The organism is Bacillus sp. cl95, assembly GCF_900115925.1.
Classification (GTDB): Bacteria; Bacillota; Bacilli; order Bacillales; family Cytobacillaceae; genus Neobacillus_A.
This window is the reverse complement of record NZ_FOYF01000001.1, coordinates 236,396-255,047: the sequence shown is the minus strand read 5'-3', so window position 1 is coordinate 255,047 and position 18,652 is coordinate 236,396. Positions and strand designations below refer to the sequence as shown.

Here is an 18,652-nt window from a genome sequence, read left to right as displayed (position 1 = left end):
TTCTATCAGGAGCAACATAAATCAAAAACTTTTGCCCCGATTGAATTTTACGTTTATCCCTTAGACTCTGTAGGGACGTGACTGATGCCATAGGTATCACAGCCTACCTCCTCAAAGGAAACCAATCAAGGAAAAGTTGTTACCCCCTGAAAACTAAATGGTTAAATGAGTAGCCACGAAGTTTACAAAAAAAACATAAACTAAGAAAGGAGTTTCTACGCTATCTATGAATATAGGAATTTTTACTTCCTACTAAAAACCTATTTGTTAGATTTGTATATTCTTTTAAGCCAAAAGAACCAAGACAATCTCCTTGTTTTTCTTAACTTTATCTTATCATGTTGTTAATAAAGGATTTACAGCATTCATCTAAACTTATAAGAGTAATAGATTATAAGGAGATGAGCAAAATGAAGAGGAAAAAGTTTATTTTAGCAACGATGGCTGCCTTAATCATAGGTTCAGCGGCAAGCCAAGTGTCAGTACAACCAGCCTCAGCTGCGGAGAACCCGAATTGGTCACACAATTCGAAAAGCTTTGGTTCCAAAGAGTTTGACCTGCAGGCACATCGCGGCGGACTCGGCCTAACCGTTGAGTCTACGATTGCATCGTTTGCTCACGCTCTTGAACTTGGTGTGAGCACACTCGAGCTTGACGTGCAAATCACAGAAGACCATCAAGCTGTTATCACACACGATCGTAAGATCTCGGGTGCTAAGTGCATGGACACTAGCCCAGCATTCGAAGGTGATCCTGAGTATCCTTACGTTGGCAAGTATATAAAAGACCTAACGCTTGCACAAGTACGAACGCTAGATTGTGGTTCACAGGTATTGCCGCAATATCCAGGCCAGTCCCCTGACCCTGGTGCTCGGATGCCACTTTTAACGGAGGTTTTCGACCTGGTCAAACTCTACAACGCTAACAATGTATGGATGAATATCGAGACGAAGGTGGAGGCTGGGGCACCAGAGCAGACCGCTCCACGTGAAGAATTCGTACAGATTGTTGCTCAACAGGTCCGAGAAGCTGGAATGCTTAACCGAGTGTCAATTCAAAGCTTCGACTGGGGCGCGCTCATGCGTATGAAAGAGGTAGAACCACGCTTGCCAATTGTCGCACTGACTAACGGTCCACAATTCCTTCAGCCTGGTCAGGTGGGTGCCTCTCCATGGTTGGGTGGAATTGATATAGACGACTTTGGTGGTGACTTCGTTGCAGCTGCCCACTCGTTCGGAGTGGACGCCATCTCACCTGTGCACGGTTTCCCGCAGAATGGCAAAATCACTGATGACAACTATGTTCCCTATGTGACGAAGAGCATGGTTGAGGATGCACACAAGTACGGCATGGCGGTCATTCCTTGGACAATCGACGACAAGCCTTCGATGGACAAGCTTATCAACGATGGTGTCGATGGAATCATTACTAACTACCCAGACCGTCTGCGTGAAGTCATGGAACAGCATGGTCTAGATCTGCCAAAGAGTTATACCGCTCGCAAGGAATAAATTAGCTAATCGTTTATTACATTTATCTAGATATCTCTGTAATTTTATAAAATCATTAAAGATTGATAGCCAAAGCACCTATCAGCTAAGAGACACGGTGAGTTAAAATGAACTGTGTCTCTTTTTTAGTTATTAGAAAAGGAATTTATATAAAAAACATCAATTAGGTACATTATGGTGAACCGTATCATAAGTAAATGAAATAGCGTATCTGAACCCCTCGTACTAATGAAAACGCATAAAGGAAGTTTACTAACATCATTAATGGCTTCATTCCATAACCTTCTTTCAGATGTAGCCTTGGAAAAGACGTTTAAAAGGCGAACAATTTCCATGAAACTGGGATTCTGCTTTTAACTATCCATTTTTATTAGATGGCATTCATATTCTAATCACCTATAATTTATTAAGATATTAGTCCAAACAACATGCGATCTTTATCATATCATTAGTAGGAATGAAATCGCAAAGCATGAAAGAAGGAGAGTTAATGAAAATTATAGTTACTGGTGGATTGGGATTTATCGGTTCGAATCTAGTCGATAGGTTAATAAAAGAGGGATTTGATACCCATGTTATAGATAATTTATCGACTGGAAAACTGCAATTTCTTAATCCGCGAGCTAAGTTTTATCAGTCGGACGTCTTAGACGTACAGAAATTGAACTTGATATTTGAAGAAGTGAAACCAAATGCTGTTTTTCATCTAGCGGCTCAAATAGACGTACAAACATCCATACACAATCCTGTCCTAGATGCACAAATGAATATTTTAGGTACGCTGAACATTTTGGAATTATGTAAAAATTATAATAGTAAACTCATCTATTCTTCCTCTGCAGCCGTTTACGGAACACCTCTATATTTGCCGGTTTGTGAACAACATCTTATTCATCCTCTATCTAACTACGGAATATCGAAGTATACCCCTGAACTATATATCCGATCTTATGCACAACTCTATAGTGTAAAATATACGATTTTAAGGTATTCAAATGTGTATGGTCCTAGGCAAATGCCAAAGGGCGAAGGTGGTGTCATCTCCATTTTTATTAATAAAATGATCGAAAATGAAATTCCTGCAATCTATGGGGATGGGAAACAAACTAGAGATTTTGTCTATGTAGAGGATGTCGTTTCAGCCAATCTAACTGCATTAAGAGCAGAACAAAATGGAACTTATAACATTAGCACAAACAAGAGATTATCTATCAATGAAATATTTGAAATAATCAATAGTATCTTAAATAAAAACATTGTGCCCGAATATAAACCAGAACGATTAGGAGACATCACTCACAGTTGTCTTGATAATAATTTAGCAAAAATGGAACTGAACTGGGAGCCGAAATATTCAATTATCAAAGGTTTAACCAAAACATGCCACTTTATTCAAAAAAATCATTAACTCGTTTTTTGAAAAGAAATTGAGGCTGACTCAAATTTGAGTCAGCCTCAGTTTCATGTCATTTCACAATTCTCATCATTATGTCTCAAAAGTGGTCTTTAGGGTAGGGTTAAAGTTGATAACTTCTAAAATAATTGGAGTTCCTGCAGCGATCTCCGTTCCTTCTGGAATGGAAATGAGAAGGTTCCCAATACCTTCTTCACCAGCAGTATAAGCAAAATTATCGTCCATTTGCAAAACACCATTGATATAAACATTAAAATAGCTATTATTTAGATTTAATGACGGCAGTGATTCAACACTACGACCAGTATCATCTAAAAAATGAGTAGCATCAATTTTTAAGGCGGTTATTTGAGACAAGGGTTCAGGTACTTCATAAAAAAATCTTGTTACAGTGGGGGATGTTGCAATTTTTGTATCAGATGAAACGGAAAGCTTTATTATTTTTAAGCCCATAATTTTTCCTCCTTTTAATTGTTCCATACAACATATGTAAAATAACTAAAATGAGATATGGAAGGACGAGTTGATTTATTATAAAGTTCATGAATTTAACCATTTTGCACGTTTCCCATTAAAACAAATATGATAAATTACTAATAATAAACATGAAATTTTTGTGAAGGGAGGAATGTAATTTGAGAATACGAAAGACTACCATACAATCTCCGCCGCCCCCTTTTTTGGGCATTCCGGAAATAGATAGACAAGAATTTTATATTAGTCCCAAACATGTCGAAGTTGTAGAATTTTATACCCTCTCTGACGGTTTAAAAAGGATTTACACAGAAAAAGATGCCTTAACTTGTTACGGAAAACAAAAGATCTTAGATCCAAGAACCGTATCTTTGATCAATCTTTTTATTAATGGAGTCTTACAGCCCAAAACATGTTACCACACCGAAAAAGGAAAAATCACGATTCTTACAGAGGACGTTCCATCAAAAGGAACACCCATTATTTTGCAAATGGTAAAATTTTATTAAAAAAATAATTTACCACTTCTATGGGGATACAATTTCCTATTAGGTTTGTACTATTCAATAATAAAATTAAATCTTAAAAAACTATGTTATCGGCCTATACCAAATGGACTATCGTTCCATATTGTTAGGATATACCGAATAATATAGGAGAGATGTAAATGAAAATACTACTTGCAACTTATTGGCCTATTCCACATGTTGGAGGAGTATGGAATTATATGGTTCAATTACGGGAAAAGCTTGAATCATTGGGTCATGAAGTTGATATGCTTGGATATGATGAGGATAATATCTCGGTTTACATCGTTAATGAAGATCGAAAAATAGATAGCGAAAAGCTCCTTCCTTTATTAAATGCAAAACTAAACGAGCAAACCTACCCCGCTATATATGCAAATGAATTAGTAAAATATACTGAATTTCATCGTTACGTCTATGAGTTAAGCGCTGCCTATTTAGGGCTGGATAAATACGATGTGATCCATACACAGGACGTAATCGCAACTGCCTCCATAAATAGGATTAGACCTAAGCATTCCGCCCTTATTGCAACTCTTCATGGTTCTGTAGCCCATGAAGTAAGGCATCAATTGAATACTATTCATAAATCAAATACATCCTATATGGCTAGAGTTTACTATGATGAGCTGGAGCGAATTGGAGCTACATCTGCTGAGGTTACCATTGTTGCAAATGAATGGCTAAAAAGCATTTTAACAAATGAGTTTCAGGTTCCAACTGAACAAATTAAAGTTTTACACTATGGTTTCGATACAGAGAATTTTATTAAACGGTCTAAGGAAAAATCCTCAATTCAACCTCCTAAGAACAAAAAAGTCATTATTTATGCTGGCAGGCTGGTAGAACTAAAAGGAGTTCATCATTTAATATCAGCTTTAGGTAAATTGAAAAAAATTCGTAAAGATTGGGTATGCTGGATTATTGGTAACGGGGATAAACAAGCAGAATTAAAAGTACAAAGTAAGGGCCTCGGTTTAGACGGAGACATTTTCTTTTTTGGAAAAAGGGATGACATTCCATACTTGTTAGCAAAATCGGATATTTTTGTTCTTCCAAGTCTCTTGGAAAATCAGCCCTTATCTGTAATAGAAGCCCAAATTGCTGGTAAAGCCATAATTGTTAGTGATGTAGGAGGATTGCCTGAAATTGTTGAAGATGGAGTCACAGGATTAATCACTCCCGCTGGTGACGTTGAGACTCTTTACAAAAAAATAAATTTATTACTGGATGATGAAAAATATAGGAAAAGGCTTGGGGCGAACTCAAAAAAATGGGGTATGACTCACTGGTCAATAGATAAAGGTGTTAAACATTTACTGGAAATTTATAAGAGTGCTATTTCCATTCGTGGGAAGGACGAGAGTAATGGCGCATCTGATCATAATAATTAGTCAATTTCTACACAGTTGTTTATCCAATTGTAAAGTTTGGTTAAAAAAAATCTGGTCATATACTCAAAAAGTCTGGTCAAGAAACCAAAACCCTTCCCTATTTGCTAAGCCTTCGGATGAAAATCCTAAAGTATATTTAGTAAATTCAGATGAATATAATTCATTGTTTTCTTTCCCCGTATCAAATCCAAATGTTTTTGTTTCCGGACTAGAATGGGAAAAAATAATAGAATCGGTTCCCAAAGGATTAGTTTTCCCTAATCCGGACACATTGAAATCCTTTAACAAATTGAGAGGCGATTTTTATCTTTCCCTTTTTGATAAAATGGTACCATCGCCTAAAGTATTTGTAGAACCACAAATATGGGAAAGGATTTTAAATATTATTCCTGCTGAATATATTTTGCCAAATCCTTTTTTTGAAAAAATCTTTAAACCCATGGAAGCAGATGCCTATCATTCCATCTTTTCTACAACAATTAAATCACCGGAAATTTTCGTGGATTCTGAGGTTTGGGAATCCATTAAAAATTCTGTGCCAAAAAATTATTTACTCCCTAACCCATTTACGGAAATGACGCTTAAACCAATGGACAGTAGTTTATATCGTTTATTATTCTCCCCCAATACGCCTACCCCTAAAATATTTGTTGATCCAAAAGTGTGGGAACCAATTAAAGAAGCATTGACAGAGGACTTTAAAGTACCTAATCCAATAAGCATAAAAATCTTTGAACCAATGAAAGCTGACAACTATAATTTTTTGTTTGGAGAACAAGTGCACAATCCAGAAGTCTTAGTCGATCATAAGGTCTTGAAGCAAATAACAGATACAGTACCAGATGATTATCATCTTCCTAACTCATTAATTTCGGATATTACAAGTAGAAAATTTATTAGAAAACATATAAACATAAAATGATTGATCTTACAGTTATTTATAAAAAGTGATGTTATTTTTAAAAAGAACATCATTTTGAGTCTTGAAAGCTCGCTAATAGTTTATAGCGAGTTTTTGTCTTTTAGATTAGAAAAGGCTTTTAAAATACTGCTTCGTAAACTATACGAAAGATTTTGGTGAAATGTAAATATTTAATATGTTTTTATTTTTTAAATTTATGATTTTCCCTATTATACAAGCCCTGTCAAATGATTCATTGAAAAAATAAGATATTTTATGTCTTAAAGAGAAGGGAGGTAATAAAATGGCAGAAAAAACCTTTGTTAACAATTCTCCAGCAACTTTACAGATGACTATCTTTATTCGCCAAGGAAATGAGCCTTTTAATCAAGATGGGACAGTTTCATTCACTTTAAATCCAGGAGAATCTCTTCTCGTTTCATTTGGTGACCCACAAAATATGTTTCTAAATGGCTTATTATTGTTTACCATTTTCAATGGAGACCTTTATAGCAAAATTCAATTTGTAACTGTAGCCAGTAGTGAACTTGATAACCTTCTCAATATTAACAATACTATAACCATTACAAAAACAAACACTGATTACGTAATATCAGGAAGCAATGTTTAATTTCCCCAATTAATAAAAACACAATTTAAAGGTCCTGCTTTTCGTCAGGACTTGTCCTTAAAGAGTACCAGAAGAAATATAGCCCTTAATAAGACCGTAAGCACATTAATGTTCTTACGGTCTTATTTTATCCTCATAAAATCCGATGAGGTATCCACTAAATATAGGTTTTTCTATTCCAAATCAGTTTATTAATAAAGATAAAGAATTTTTTAAAGTATAGCTTATTTGCCCTATCATTTATTTTATTTTTGCATTTAATAACTTAGGTGTATTTTTTGCATGAGCAACGTTAGGAGGAGATAGGCTTTTAATTAGATGATTTTTTAACTTTATTCATACATCTATTATTTAGATGATTCAAAGATTAAAATCACCCCAAATTTTGAAACGTTTGATTTAAGGAGATGTTAACTTTTTATGAGATTAGAAGATTTAAGAGGAAATTACGATGCTATCTATAGTTTGGGAGACTTGTGCCTAGCAGCCCTTCAGCTAAGAAAAAACAACTTGAGACCTTTCGCGGGGCCATTGGATTGGATGTCATCCCCTTCATTGCCTAGCATTAGTCTGCTTTTGAAAAATCGATTCAATGGGTATATGGACAAATCCAATTTAATGCCTATAGGGTATTCAACAGGTGTAGATAGTACAGAACAGTATCTTTGTGTAACAGATACGGGTTATCAGATCGTATCAAGCCATGATTTTAAAGCAAGCAAAAATACATTCACTAATTTAGCCACTTACCCTGAGGTTAAAGCTAAATTTGACAGAAGGGTTAAAAAATTCTTAGATATCCTTTCAACAGGAAAGCGTATCCTGTTTATAAGAACGGAAGGAACCTTTGAAGAAATACTCCAACTTGAATCAGTGATATCACAATTGGTAAAAAATGATTTTCATATTCTACTTGTAAATCATACAGATACCAATGACTTAATCGAAAAGGACTGGCCTGTAGAGAGTGTATGTGCCATAGAACTTCCTGATGTTGAAAAATGGCAGGGGAATGATGAATATTGGAGATCCATATTTAAAGATATTACTATTACTGCTTCGAAAAAGGAGGTTTTGTAGATGTTTAAAGACTCAGTTATTTTAGTAACTGGTGGTACAGGTTCCTGGGGGAAAGAACTTATTGTTCAATTATTGACCCATGATCCAAAAGAAATCATCATTTTTTCACGTAACGAAGATACACAAGTTAAGATGAGAAGAGATTATCAAGATCCTCGTTTAAATTTTCGAATAGGGGATATTCGGGATAAGGAGGCATTATTTCAGGCCTTTAAAGGCGTCGATTATGTATTTCATCTTGCTGCCTTAAAGCATGTTCCAATTTGTGAAGAACACCCTATGGAAGCTCTTAAAACAAATGTTACAGGTACTCAAAATGTGATTGATGCAGCGATATTCAATGAAGTGAAAAAAGTGATTAATGTATCCACTGACAAGGCTGCAGATCCAGCAAATTTCTACGGATTTACCAAAGCTATAGGTGAAAAATTAATCATACATGCCAATCTATTAACTACAAACACGAAGTTTGTTTGTGTAAGAGGTGGAAACGTACTAGGAACAAACGGAAGCGTTCTTCATTTATTCATTGACCAAATAAAAAATAAAAAGGAAATTACTATCACTGATAAACGAATGACACGGTTCTTTTTAACCAAGGAAGATGCGATAAAGCTTTTATTAAAAGCCAGTACGGATGGAAAAGGCGGGGAGATTTTTGTTATCAATATGCCAGCGTGTAAAATAATAGATTTAGCGGAAGTGTTAATTGAACATTTTGAAAAAGAAGTAAATATTATTGAAACAGGTCCAAGACCAGGAGAAAAACTGCATGAGGTTCTTGTATCACACAATGAAATAGAAGATACCGTTGTTTATAACCAAGAATATTTTGTGGTTCTTCCGGACATTAACACCCCAGGTGTAAGGGAATTGTACTCAGCATGTCAACCAATAAGTGAGTCATCTTATAGTTCAAAGGATCATTTAATGACTCATGAGGAAATCAAAAAAATGTTAGTTCAGTCAAAACTCCTATATTGATTTTACTTTTTCAGGATGAAAAAGAAATATATGGGAGGAAAATGATGGATAAGCGGCCAAATTTGTTAATTACTGGTGCAAGTGGCTTTACTGGAGAACATGCCTGTAAACATTTTTCCGGTTTAGGATTTGAAATAATAGCTGTAACTAGAAAAGGATCTGTTATAGACAGTAAAGGGATTAGTATAGAATACTGTGAACTTACAAATAAAGAAAGTGTTTATCAATTAATAAAAAAAATAAAACCTGATTTCCTATTACATTTAGCAGCAATCAATCATGTTGGCCGTTCTTGGGAAGATCCGGTTAAAACAATTGAAACCAATTTTTTATCAACACTATATATCATTGATGCTACCCGGCAACTAAATCCAACTTGTAAAATTGTTATTGTCGGTTCTGCTCTCCAAATTAACCCCAACGAACTATCCAATCAACTACATCCTTATAGTCTCAGTAAGACACTCCAGGTAATAATTTCACAAGCATGGGTAAAAATGTACAAAATGAACATCGTAATTGCAAAACCATCTAATATAATTGGACCTGGTATTTCCAATGGTGTTAATTCCATTTTTGCCAATAAAATTGCTCAAATGGAAAAAAATATGTTGGGTAAGGTTTTGGTAGTAAATAACTTAAATTCTAAACGTGATTTCATAGATGTAAGAGATGTTGTAAGTTCATATGAAGTACTTTTTAATAAAGGACTAGCAGGGGAAGTTTATGAAATATCTTCAGGAAAATGTTATTCAATTGGGGATTTAATTCAAATATATAAAACCTTAACAGATATAGACTTTAAGGTTGAATCCCTTTCTAATGATGTTGATAAACTGACGGTTGACGAAATTCCTTTAAAACTACTTCAATTAGGATGGAGCCCAACATTTTCATTACATTCTTCTCTGAAGGATACGCTTCAATATTTTCGAGCCTTTAGCGAAAAATAGATAGCTTTATTAATTACTGTTATATTAAAGGAAAAAACTCCTAAAAAGACTCTTTTTAGAAAAATAAGGTAAACTCTATCGTAAGTAAATAAGGTTTAATATTATGTCGAGGTTGCACAGACACTATTAAATTCAAACATATGCAATTAACGTCTCATATGATTAGTGTGTTTTGTGTATTTTCCAATTTATAGAAAAGGATTCAAGTTAGATTCTGTATAAAAGGATATTTGGGTTTTGACAGGCAGTTTTAAATCCATTTATACCTTCCTATAGACTCTTTTTTAATAGTCATTATTAGCTTATTCCAATTTCTGAATGTTCATTTTAAGCTTATAATCATATAAAGAGAGTGTGTAAACGCTAAACTTAAGAGATCATATGCTTTAATCCCTTGAGTGATGTGTTACCTGTATCATCCTCAGTGTTTACCCGAAGTGACACAAATCTTCCTAGCAATTGGATGCTTAATATCCACTGTCCAGCCCTTGCCTTTAGGAACTAAGTTTACCTTTTCCAAAGACTGTCAGTCATCAAACGAAACCTCTTGAGAAGTTCCCTTCGATGGTGCTGTTCCCTGGAGCAGTCTAGGCCATATGAAGGGAGTTTTTGAACCACCTTTAAATGGCTTAAATTCAAAATAAATTGTAATTATGAGAGATATAGACGACCCAAAAATATTAAAGATATTTAATGATAGACTGAGTTAAGGAATTGTAAAAAGGGTTTTATTTCCTGAAAAATCTCATTTAGAGGCACTACGGTGATCCGTATCATAAGTAAATGAGGTTATTTAAGAAAAAAATACAATAGATAGATTAGTTATTTGAATAGTTTTAGAACAGAATGATGGGGGTACTGAATTATTCAGCACCCTATAAAATTCCCCGCAATTTTAACAGATCAATTTTCATCCTTAAGATCTTACACCAATGATAATAAAGCTAACCCCAAGTATAATCCATAATACTTTTGCTATTGAAATATCTCCTACTATGCCGTAGAGACCGATTGTCGTTGTTGCAATAAAGATGATTGGACCAATAAGGGCAAGGGAACTATTTACAATGATGGCTTTCTCTATAGTGTTAAAACGTAACATCAAAAAGGCTGCAAATAATTCAATACTTCCAGAAAAAATTCTTAACAAGGCCATTGCGAGAACGGCTTTTTCAAGATAACTAAACATACGAACCTCCTAAACAAAACAATATGTCCTAAGTATATGTTGCTACCTCACACTAAAGGACAGGTTTGAGATGGTTCTTCCATTGAAAAATTAGAAACTTGAAGCTGTTATCATTACCGTGTCGGGGAGTTTGACCGAGAAACAACTGGGAATCGTGACTTCATGGGAGTTGGTTGAGATTGATACTATGGATTAATACGGAAATAAAAAAGACTGAACAGGGTTCAAAATATAAGGATAAAATGACAGATGATTTCAGGACACGCCTTTAAGATGGCGTGTTTTTTGTTGAGAAAATAAAGAAATAAGGGTGTTATGGAGGTGAATCTCACGAAAAATAATGAAATCTTGGGCAAAGACCCACGACATTTTGTAGGTAAATGCATAATCTTTAGTGTATGAATAATGAGGAGGAATAATATGCATACCGAATATCAAACTATTTCTAATGGTAATTTTGTTGACCCGCATTTTGTGGATGTAAATGATCAGAGAAGACCGTTTGGACGTCCAGGATTTGGATTTGGACGCCCTGGATTTGGATTTGGAAGACCGGGATTCGGGTTCGGACGGCGCCCATTTGGCTTTGGTGGTCCATTTTTAGGAGGATTTTTGGGTGGATTGGCAGCCGGCGCGATACTAGCACCTGGCCCAGGATACGGATATGGATACGGATACGGATATCCATACCCTTATCCATACCCTTATCCATATCCGTATTATCCTTATTATCCGTATGGATGGTATTGATTAGAAACTGTCAGAGCTCTGCATTGATGCAGAGCTTTTTAGTTGAGGCAAGATTGGGTTAAACTGGACTGACTATTCTATTGTTTCGTCACGGACATGCATGAAATGAAAATGTAACGGGTATTTAGAAGGTTATATGATGAGAAAAATGGAATAATGTAGGTGAAAGGAGTGAATCAAATGAAAATGATCCCTAATGGATTTTCGATTAAAGGATGCTCCCTAACTCTCGGTCTGGTCTTTCTCATCAGTGGATGTAATGGGAAGGAGGAGACCGGAATGGCTGAACAAAAGAAGAATTCAGAGGAAGTGGAAGAAGTAGCCGTACCCCCGGTAAAATCGAAGCCTGGAGAAGGCGGTGTTGAGATTCATCCAATTCAAGAAGAGAAGAATGCATTAAGAACGCTCGCGATCAAGAAGCATTTTGAGAAGAGTTTTTCTGACACATCATGGTATGGATTGATTAAGGACATGAAGGTGAATGGTGAAAAATTATTGATAGAAACATCATTGGCACCTGATGAAGATAAACAAGATCAATTAAAGAAAGCAGCAACTGCAGCATGGGAATTTGTAAATAGTAAAGAGAGTGATTTTAAACTAAAGACAGTCGTCTATTTTGATAAAAATGGACAAATGATTTTTTATGAAACGAATCCCTTACAAAGTTAAATTCACAAATCAAAATGATTTTATTAGGAAAAAGGGACAAATTCTTGTCTTTGATTTGTCCCCTTTTTATGATTTAGTAGGTGATTATTCAAGTGCCTTTTCAACTGCCTCTATTGCATGGATAGTAGTTGTATCATATATCGGCATATCGACATCGCATTGTTCAATGAGCAAGGTAATTTCTGTACAACCGAGGATGATTCCTTCCGCTCCACGTTCCCTCAAATGCTGGATTACTTCTAGATATTTCTCTTTTGATTTCTGTTTGATGACGCCTAGACAAAGCTCCTGATAGATGACATCGTGAATGATTGTTCTTTCTTCTTCAGTTGGAACAATCACTTCAATTCCGTGCTCTTCTATTAATCTTCCTTTATAGAAATCTTCTTCCATTGTAAACTTTGTGCCTAGTAAGCCGATACTTTTCCTGCCGTCTTTTCGTAGTTGGTATGCTGTTGCATCTGCGATATGTAAAAAAAGGAATGCGGATACTTTCGGCAATGTTAGTTGCAGAAATATGCATCGTGTTCGTGCAAAGTATGACAAGATCAGCACCTGCCTGCTCGAGTGTCTGAGCTGCTTCACATAATAGCTTAGTTGCTTCTTCCCATCTTCCTTCAAATTGAAATTTTTTAATGATCTCGAAGTCAAATGAATAAAGAACTACCTTTGCCGAATGAAGACCTCCAAGCCTTCCTTTCACTTCTTTATTCAATATTTCATAATAAAACTTCGTAGACTCCCAACTCATTCCACGAATCATTCCAATTGTTTTCATGCAATGTTCACTCCAATCTCAATCTAGAAATCTTTCGTGATTCTCTCACTATTATCACATCTAAAATAATTAATTACAAAAAAAACCATTTTAATTATGCATTCTCTTTATTATTTGATGAAGTTAATAGTTGGGCTATTCGAACAAGATTTAGTGTTACCATTGAAATGAAACTTTCATGAAGATTGAACGTATTACATACAAATAACTAGTTGGATTTTTTAAAAAGAAGATCCATTTTCAATGTCGTTTAGCAGAGCCAAAAAGAAAGGAAGTTATTATGAAGAAAATACTATTAATCCTTATTGTCATGCAGAGCCTCCTACTTAGCGCGTGTTCTTTATTAGGAGAAGTGAATGATTCTTTGGAGTATGTGAATAAAACGACTGAGCACATTAATTTGCTAAGCGACTTTGCTGAGCAGGCGCCGCAGCTGATTCAAAATGCTGCACAGGATGATGCAGCAAGAAAAGAACTTGAAAATCAATTGATGGATGTTAAGGCGAGTATTGAAGAATTTATTGCTACAGAGGATATTCCAGCGGTTGCAAAAGATATACATGCAGAACTAGTTACCAAGAATGAAGAGCTACTAGATCAAATCAATCAAGTGATTGAAAACGGGCATATCGCTCTCGATAAGCTTGAAAACTCAGAGATTATTACAACGATTAATAATGTCCAGGGTTTACTTTCTAGACTTGAACAATTAGGTTTGTAATTTTAGAGGCAGAGGACTATCAGACGAAGGTAGTCCTCTTTCTTTTATCATAACGCTAATATTCCCAACAGAATGATAAGCCCTCCGGCCACTTTGTTAACGAGTTTAAGATGTAGTGTAATCTTATCCTTGAAGCGACTTACCACGAAACTAAGGAACAACCACCATAGAGAGGTTCCGACAAACACACCACTTATTAATGAAAGGGAGGTAGTAAGAGAACTAGAACCTTGATCAAAACCAAGTCCCGTAAACATTGCCACAAAGTTAAAAATGGTGGAAGGGTTTGTGAACATTAACAAAAATGTTGTTAAGTACATAGAAATGAGTGTTTCCCCACCAAGATGAGCAGCTTCATTAGCCGGCTGCTTCAAAAAAGTTTTGATGCCAAGGTAAAATAAGAACACGGAACCAAAGATTCTTAAATAGGTTTCTTGTTCAGTAAGGAAAGTCGATACTACCGAAAAGCCAAATGCGGCTATGCTTGCGTATATCATGTTGGCTGTTACAGCTCCAAATCCCGTCAGAAATCCTGCTAACTTACCTTTGCTCAGCGTTCTTTGTATGCACAATAACCCAATAGGGCCGACAGGTGCAGAAACAGATATGCCTAGAATCAGGCTTTTAAGAAATAACATTACAACTCCTCCTAAAATAAAAAAACCTTCCATCCCTTATAAAGGGACGAAAGGTTATCTTCCGCGTTACCACCCAAATTGTCTAAAACGACCAGCTTTTTACGAGTACCATCATACTCTCCGATTTTAACGTCTCGGTCACGTCTAAGCCTACTCTAGTCAAGCTATTTCGGTTAGAAACTCAAAGGTGTTATTCATCTTTACGTCCTTGCCAGGATTGCACCATCCCCGGCTCTCTGAAAAGTTGTGTATAGATTACTTGTCCTCATCAATGTTTTTATAAGCTATTTTAATCATAGTTTATCATATTTAAATTTCTTATAAAATAAAAATATCACAGTTAATAATTAAGCTTTAGTAATACAACTTTCAAGAAAAACAAAATTTCAAATTGTCCAACAAACCTCTTTCATGTAACATGAAAAATATAATGTTGCTGAATAGATTGGAGTGCAAGGTATTGAATCAAAATTATGAAAACCAGATCTTGGAGTGGTTTGAACATTTTCACGCTCATCCAGAAGTGAGCTGGAAAGAGTATGAGACGACAAATACAATCGCAAAAATCTTAGATGAATTACAAATAAAATATCGCCGCTTTGAAGATGTAACCGGTTTGGTTGCGGAAATAGGCGAAGGTAACGATGTGATTGCAGTGCGTGCGGAAATTGATGCGTTGTGGCAGGAAGTGGATGGAATATGGAAAGCGAACCATTCATGTGGACACAGTGCGATTATTTCTATGGTATTAGGTGCATTGAAGTATGTAAAAGATGAGCATTTGAGCAAAAAAATCCGTTTTATTTTTCAACCAGCAGAGGAAAAGGGGAATGGATCAATTGCGATGATTGATCACGGAGCCGTCGAAAATGTCTCACAGTTATTTGGTATTCATCTTCGACCGATTGAAGAGCTTCCTTTAGGAAAGGTGTCGCCTTCCATCCATCATGGTGCCGGCATTTTCTTGGAAGGGAAAATCAAGGGGGTGGATGCGCATGGTGCGAGACCGCATCAAGGTAAGAATGCCATCGACGCTCTATTTGCTCTACACCAATTTGTAAAATCAATTTACATTTCGCCTTTTGAGCCTCACTCAGCTAAACTTACAAAAATTTTGGCCGGCGGAGAGAGTTTGAATATCATTCCTGGATCTGCTGAATTTGCGATTGATGTAAGGGCGCAAAAGAATGAAGTGTTGTACAAACTCAAGAATCAGATTGAAGTGGGACTTAACAACCTTCAAAGCTTATACGGGGTAACTTTTGAATGGTCATGGGCTGACCTTACACCTGGAGCAGAAGTGTCTGCAGAAGCAGAAGCCATTGCAAGACAAGCTATCATCGATGTTGTCGGAGTGAGTTCTCTTGCGGATCCTGTCATTACTTCGGGAAGTGACGATTTCCATTTTTATACAGTTAAGCATCCGGAAATTAAGGCGACGATGATTGGAGTAGGGGCAGATTTGGCACCTGGTTTGCATCATCCTCAAATGACTTTTAACAAATCTGCTCTTGACGTTGGAGCTAGAGTGCTTGCAGAAACGCTGAGGAAAGCGTAGTTAAAGGAACAGACTTACTGGTTACATCCCTAAAAAGGTTAGAATCACTTGCTGATCTAACCTTTTATTTCTTACATTTTAATGACAATGAAATGTTTTATGAATCGTCTATATTAAAGTACAATGTTAATTTTCTGTTATTTGTTAAGAGGAGTGGAAGGTGCATGACTCCTCGAAAGGATAATACTGGATTCTTTATTGTCTTCATGATTAAGAATGATTGTGATTATTCTAAAAAACACCCCAAACAGCTGGATTTCATTAAACCATCTGTTTGGGGTGTTTTATCGTAAACTCATTTGCAATTAAATAATGGACAAGCTTCATATTTTTTCGCTATTTGGGAGAAACTAGAGGAAACTATCGATGAAGTAGGAACTTAATTATGAAAAGACAATCCAGACCCTTTATGATTTTAGGAGTTCTTCATCTGTTCTTATTGATATTTACTTTCTTTCATAAGAAGCAAAAAACATTGGTATTATTGTTCAGTAGTATAGGGATTGCCTATGTATTCGAGTATTTTGTGTTAAATGTATTTAAAATGTATACCTATTATCCTAAGGTTTTTAAGAATAAATGGATTGATTCGGTTTTTGGGGCATTGCTTTCTCAAGCAGTATTTGTACCGATTATGGGCACCTTCCTTGCGTTTTTCAAGTTTGATGAAAAATGGAGGATCTTTGCATCCCTTCTTTTTGGAGGAGTGGAAAAGATTTTTATCAAGTGGGGTATTTTCAAGAATCTCTCTTGGAGGACAAAATACACAATAATAGCGATGCCGTATTACTTCAATATTGTTAATCGTTGGAATAAAGGATTACAGGATCCCAATGCTAAAGTAATGCCTGCAATCTCCTTGTTCTTCTATTATTGGGTCAATTACACGAATATTTACTTCTTTTTATTGGCGATATCAAAGCAATTCCTCTTTCGAATAGGATTCTTTAAGGATAAATACTGGGAGCATTTTATTTTACTGCCCCTATATACATTCATTCAGAGTGCGATTGGTACGGCATCTACAAAAATCAATAAATTGAATTCAATATTGTTTGGGCTTTTTTCTTTGCATATGATGGATCAGTTGTTTTTTAAACTAAAAATAATTAAAGCGAAAAAATGGAATCCATACACTTTTTTTCCTGTGCATGCGGCTATGTTCCTAATTGGGAAGTATTTTAACAAGCTTATCTTAAAATATCGAGAAGATAAGAATACTTTAGCTAAATAGACAAAGACCTTCAAACGAATTGAAGGTCTTTGTGATTTTGAATGAATTATTTACGGTATTTTAGGGTTAATGGTAAAAGAAGCTTCTATCGGCCACTTGGTTGCCCTTGCCTTTACGGTAGCAGCAAGTACATTTACACCAATCTTCATTCTTGGAATTTGGTGGAGAGGCATCACAGAAAAGGATGCGATTGCTGGACTAGTAATCGGATTACTAGTATCAATGTACATGATCGAAACTTTACCGCTTTTCTTACAATTTAAGGTTCCAGGCATTATTACAGTACCAATTGGATTCCTTTCTGTTTATAGCGTTCCTAAGATTAATCGCAAAGTTCCTGCTGATGTGAATGAATTTATGAAGCGCATTCACACGAAGGAATCGGAAGCAGCATAAAAGAAGTTTACTAAAGAGTTGAGCACGCTGGTAGTCTGGCGATGTTCAGCTCTTTTTTTGGGGGAATTTAATGTTCTCTATTTTCTCCTTTAATGATAAAAATAATTCTATGTATTAATATACCATCAGGCAGAAAAGAATGTAGTATCTCTTTTTCTACCTGATGATAAAGTAGATAAACCTGGTTAATCTAGTTCATTATCTTTTTTGTCGGATGGAGGATCCTTATCTCGAATACATAACAACTGTTGGCCAAATAAGGAAACTCCGGTTGCTGTAATACTGTTTACAATCGCCTCAAATTCAAAACCATAGGCGTAAGTCGCTAGTGTGAAGGACATAAAGAATAGAATCCAGATGATGGACCAATTGGGGATTTGAGGCGTTTGTTTGAGAGCGTAACCAAGTACACATAGAGCAGGAACAAGCATGAAGTAGTTTTCATTCAAGAAATCTATCAGATTCATCGTACTCACCTCCTTACCCTTCAGTTTATGAAGAAAAGCAAAAGATAGTTTGTACTTTCAACATCGAGGATTGAGGGGGAAAATGTATTTTCAAAGAGTTGGAAAACTAGACAATTGAACTAGATTTGTTTGAAGGTGGTTTTAAGTGATGCGAGAAAATTTTTTGATAAGACGTTACGATCTTGATTGCTCCGAGTGATAGCTACTCTAGCAGTGCTTGTTTACCACTGATTCATGTTTTTCAATCCATGGCCATGGCATGTGAAAAATAACGAACTGAATTCGAACGTTATTCTTTCATTCTCACTGTTAATAGGTTAATGGTTGATGCCATTGTTTTTTGTTATATCAGGCATAAGTGTTTGTATGCGCTCAGAAAA

At 35.7% G+C, this 18,652-nt stretch carries 19 protein-coding genes, 2 pseudogenes and 1 other annotated feature; of the genes and pseudogenes, 16 read left to right on the top strand and 5 right to left on the bottom strand.

Annotated elements, in window-relative coordinates; translation table 11 throughout:
• Positions 1-338 precede the first annotated feature (338 nt).
• Positions 339-1,511, top strand: coding sequence for a glycerophosphodiester phosphodiesterase family protein (locus BMZ31_RS01325; protein WP_254778547.1), 1,173 nt, complete (start codon positions 339-341; stop codon positions 1,509-1,511).
• Positions 1,512-2,001: 490 nt separating this feature from the next.
• Entirely contained in the window at positions 2,002-2,919 is a 918-nt protein-coding gene (locus BMZ31_RS01320; RefSeq protein ID WP_090829924.1) for a GDP-mannose 4,6-dehydratase, read from the top strand.
• 78 nt (positions 2,920-2,997) lie between these two features.
• Here BMZ31_RS01320 and BMZ31_RS01315 read toward each other — a convergent pair whose 3' ends face one another.
• Positions 2,998-3,378 (bottom strand): DUF4183 domain-containing protein, encoded by a 381-nt coding sequence (locus BMZ31_RS01315; RefSeq protein ID WP_090829923.1) that lies wholly within the window; start codon positions 3,376-3,378, stop codon positions 2,998-3,000.
• A gap of 182 nt (positions 3,379-3,560) precedes the next feature.
• Here BMZ31_RS01315 and BMZ31_RS01310 point away from each other — a divergent pair, with 182 nt between their 5' ends.
• The 7 genes from BMZ31_RS01310 to BMZ31_RS01280 all read left to right on the top strand — a co-directional run bounded on the left by BMZ31_RS01310 (position 3,561) and on the right by BMZ31_RS01280 (position 9,869).
• Entirely contained in the window at positions 3,561-3,908 is a 348-nt protein-coding gene (locus tag BMZ31_RS01310) for a DUF4183 domain-containing protein (RefSeq protein WP_254778546.1), read from the top strand.
• 158 nt (positions 3,909-4,066) lie between these two features.
• A complete protein-coding gene (locus tag BMZ31_RS01305; protein ID WP_090829922.1) occupies positions 4,067-5,320 on the top strand; it encodes a glycosyltransferase family 4 protein in 1,254 nt (417 codons plus the stop codon).
• Positions 5,295-6,242 carry a hypothetical protein gene (locus BMZ31_RS20625; protein WP_090829921.1) on the top strand — a complete coding sequence of 316 codons (948 nt, stop codon included), beginning with the start codon at positions 5,295-5,297 and terminating at the stop codon, positions 6,240-6,242. The genes BMZ31_RS01305 and BMZ31_RS20625 overlap by 26 nt, the downstream gene beginning before the upstream one ends.
• A 283-nt stretch (positions 6,243-6,525) precedes the next feature.
• Positions 6,526-6,852 carry a hypothetical protein gene (locus tag BMZ31_RS01295; protein ID WP_090829920.1) on the top strand — a complete coding sequence of 109 codons (327 nt, stop codon included), beginning with the start codon at positions 6,526-6,528 and terminating at the stop codon, positions 6,850-6,852.
• A 420-nt stretch (positions 6,853-7,272) separates the two neighbouring features.
• Complete coding sequence (locus BMZ31_RS01290; RefSeq protein WP_090829919.1) at positions 7,273-7,932, top strand: DUF1796 family putative cysteine peptidase; 660 nt, start codon at positions 7,273-7,275, stop codon at positions 7,930-7,932.
• Positions 7,933-8,916, top strand: coding sequence for a polysaccharide biosynthesis protein (locus BMZ31_RS01285; RefSeq protein WP_090829918.1), 984 nt, complete (start codon positions 7,933-7,935; stop codon positions 8,914-8,916). It begins immediately after the preceding gene.
• A gap of 44 nt (positions 8,917-8,960) precedes the next feature.
• Positions 8,961-9,869 carry an NAD-dependent epimerase/dehydratase family protein gene (locus BMZ31_RS01280; RefSeq protein ID WP_090829917.1) on the top strand — a complete coding sequence of 303 codons (909 nt, stop codon included), beginning with the start codon at positions 8,961-8,963 and terminating at the stop codon, positions 9,867-9,869.
• A gap of 916 nt (positions 9,870-10,785) precedes the next feature.
• On the opposite strand, the gene BMZ31_RS01275 is transcribed toward BMZ31_RS01280, so the two are convergent.
• Positions 10,786-11,058: a YqhV family protein gene (locus BMZ31_RS01275; protein ID WP_090829916.1), complete on the bottom strand. Its 273-nt coding sequence runs from the start codon at positions 11,056-11,058 to the stop codon at positions 10,786-10,788.
• Between the two features lie 420 nt (positions 11,059-11,478).
• On the opposite strand from BMZ31_RS01275, the gene BMZ31_RS01270 reads away from it, so the two are divergent.
• Positions 11,479-11,808, top strand: a complete 330-nt coding sequence (locus BMZ31_RS01270; RefSeq protein ID WP_090829915.1) for a hypothetical protein — start codon at positions 11,479-11,481, stop codon at positions 11,806-11,808.
• A 279-nt stretch (positions 11,809-12,087) separates the two neighbouring features.
• Positions 12,088-12,480 (top strand): hypothetical protein, encoded by a 393-nt coding sequence (locus tag BMZ31_RS01265; protein ID WP_090829914.1) that lies wholly within the window; start codon positions 12,088-12,090, stop codon positions 12,478-12,480.
• Positions 12,481-12,564: 84 nt separating this feature from the next.
• Here the strand turns inward: BMZ31_RS01265 and BMZ31_RS01260 are convergent.
• A pseudogene (locus BMZ31_RS01260) lies at positions 12,565-13,258 on the bottom strand (aspartate/glutamate racemase family protein).
• Positions 13,259-13,538: 280 nt separating this feature from the next.
• On the opposite strand from BMZ31_RS01260, the gene BMZ31_RS01255 reads away from it, so the two are divergent.
• Positions 13,539-13,979 carry a DUF6376 family protein gene (locus BMZ31_RS01255; protein ID WP_090829913.1) on the top strand — a complete coding sequence of 147 codons (441 nt, stop codon included), beginning with the start codon at positions 13,539-13,541 and terminating at the stop codon, positions 13,977-13,979.
• Positions 13,980-14,026: 47 nt separating this feature from the next.
• Here the strand turns inward: BMZ31_RS01255 and BMZ31_RS01250 are convergent, their stop codons facing one another.
• Complete coding sequence (locus BMZ31_RS01250; RefSeq protein ID WP_090829912.1) at positions 14,027-14,617, bottom strand: LysE family translocator; 591 nt, start codon at positions 14,615-14,617, stop codon at positions 14,027-14,029.
• Between the two features lie 39 nt (positions 14,618-14,656).
• Positions 14,657-14,898 (bottom strand) — a binding site (T-box leader).
• 179 nt (positions 14,899-15,077) lie between these two features.
• On the opposite strand from BMZ31_RS01250, the gene BMZ31_RS01245 reads away from it, so the two are divergent.
• From BMZ31_RS01245 to BMZ31_RS01235, 4 genes and pseudogenes are all read left to right on the top strand, one after another.
• Complete coding sequence (locus BMZ31_RS01245; protein WP_254778545.1) at positions 15,078-16,175, top strand: amidohydrolase; 1,098 nt, start codon at positions 15,078-15,080, stop codon at positions 16,173-16,175.
• Positions 16,176-16,339: 164 nt separating this feature from the next.
• On the top strand, positions 16,340-16,468 hold the full coding sequence (locus BMZ31_RS20860; protein WP_302846822.1) for a hypothetical protein: 129 nt from the start codon (positions 16,340-16,342) through the stop codon (positions 16,466-16,468).
• Between the two features lie 92 nt (positions 16,469-16,560).
• Positions 16,561-17,409, top strand: a complete 849-nt coding sequence (locus tag BMZ31_RS01240; protein WP_090829910.1) for a hypothetical protein — start codon at positions 16,561-16,563, stop codon at positions 17,407-17,409.
• 45 nt (positions 17,410-17,454) lie between these two features.
• Positions 17,455-17,805 (top strand): annotated as a pseudogene (locus BMZ31_RS01235) (cation acetate symporter); the annotation flags it as partial.
• A 185-nt stretch (positions 17,806-17,990) separates the two neighbouring features.
• On the opposite strand, the gene BMZ31_RS01230 reads toward BMZ31_RS01235, so the two are convergent.
• The gene (locus BMZ31_RS01230) at positions 17,991-18,272 is read right to left on the bottom strand and encodes a phage holin family protein (protein ID WP_090829909.1); all 282 of its coding nucleotides are present in this window, start codon (positions 18,270-18,272) and stop codon (positions 17,991-17,993) included.
• Positions 18,273-18,652 lie beyond the last annotated feature (380 nt).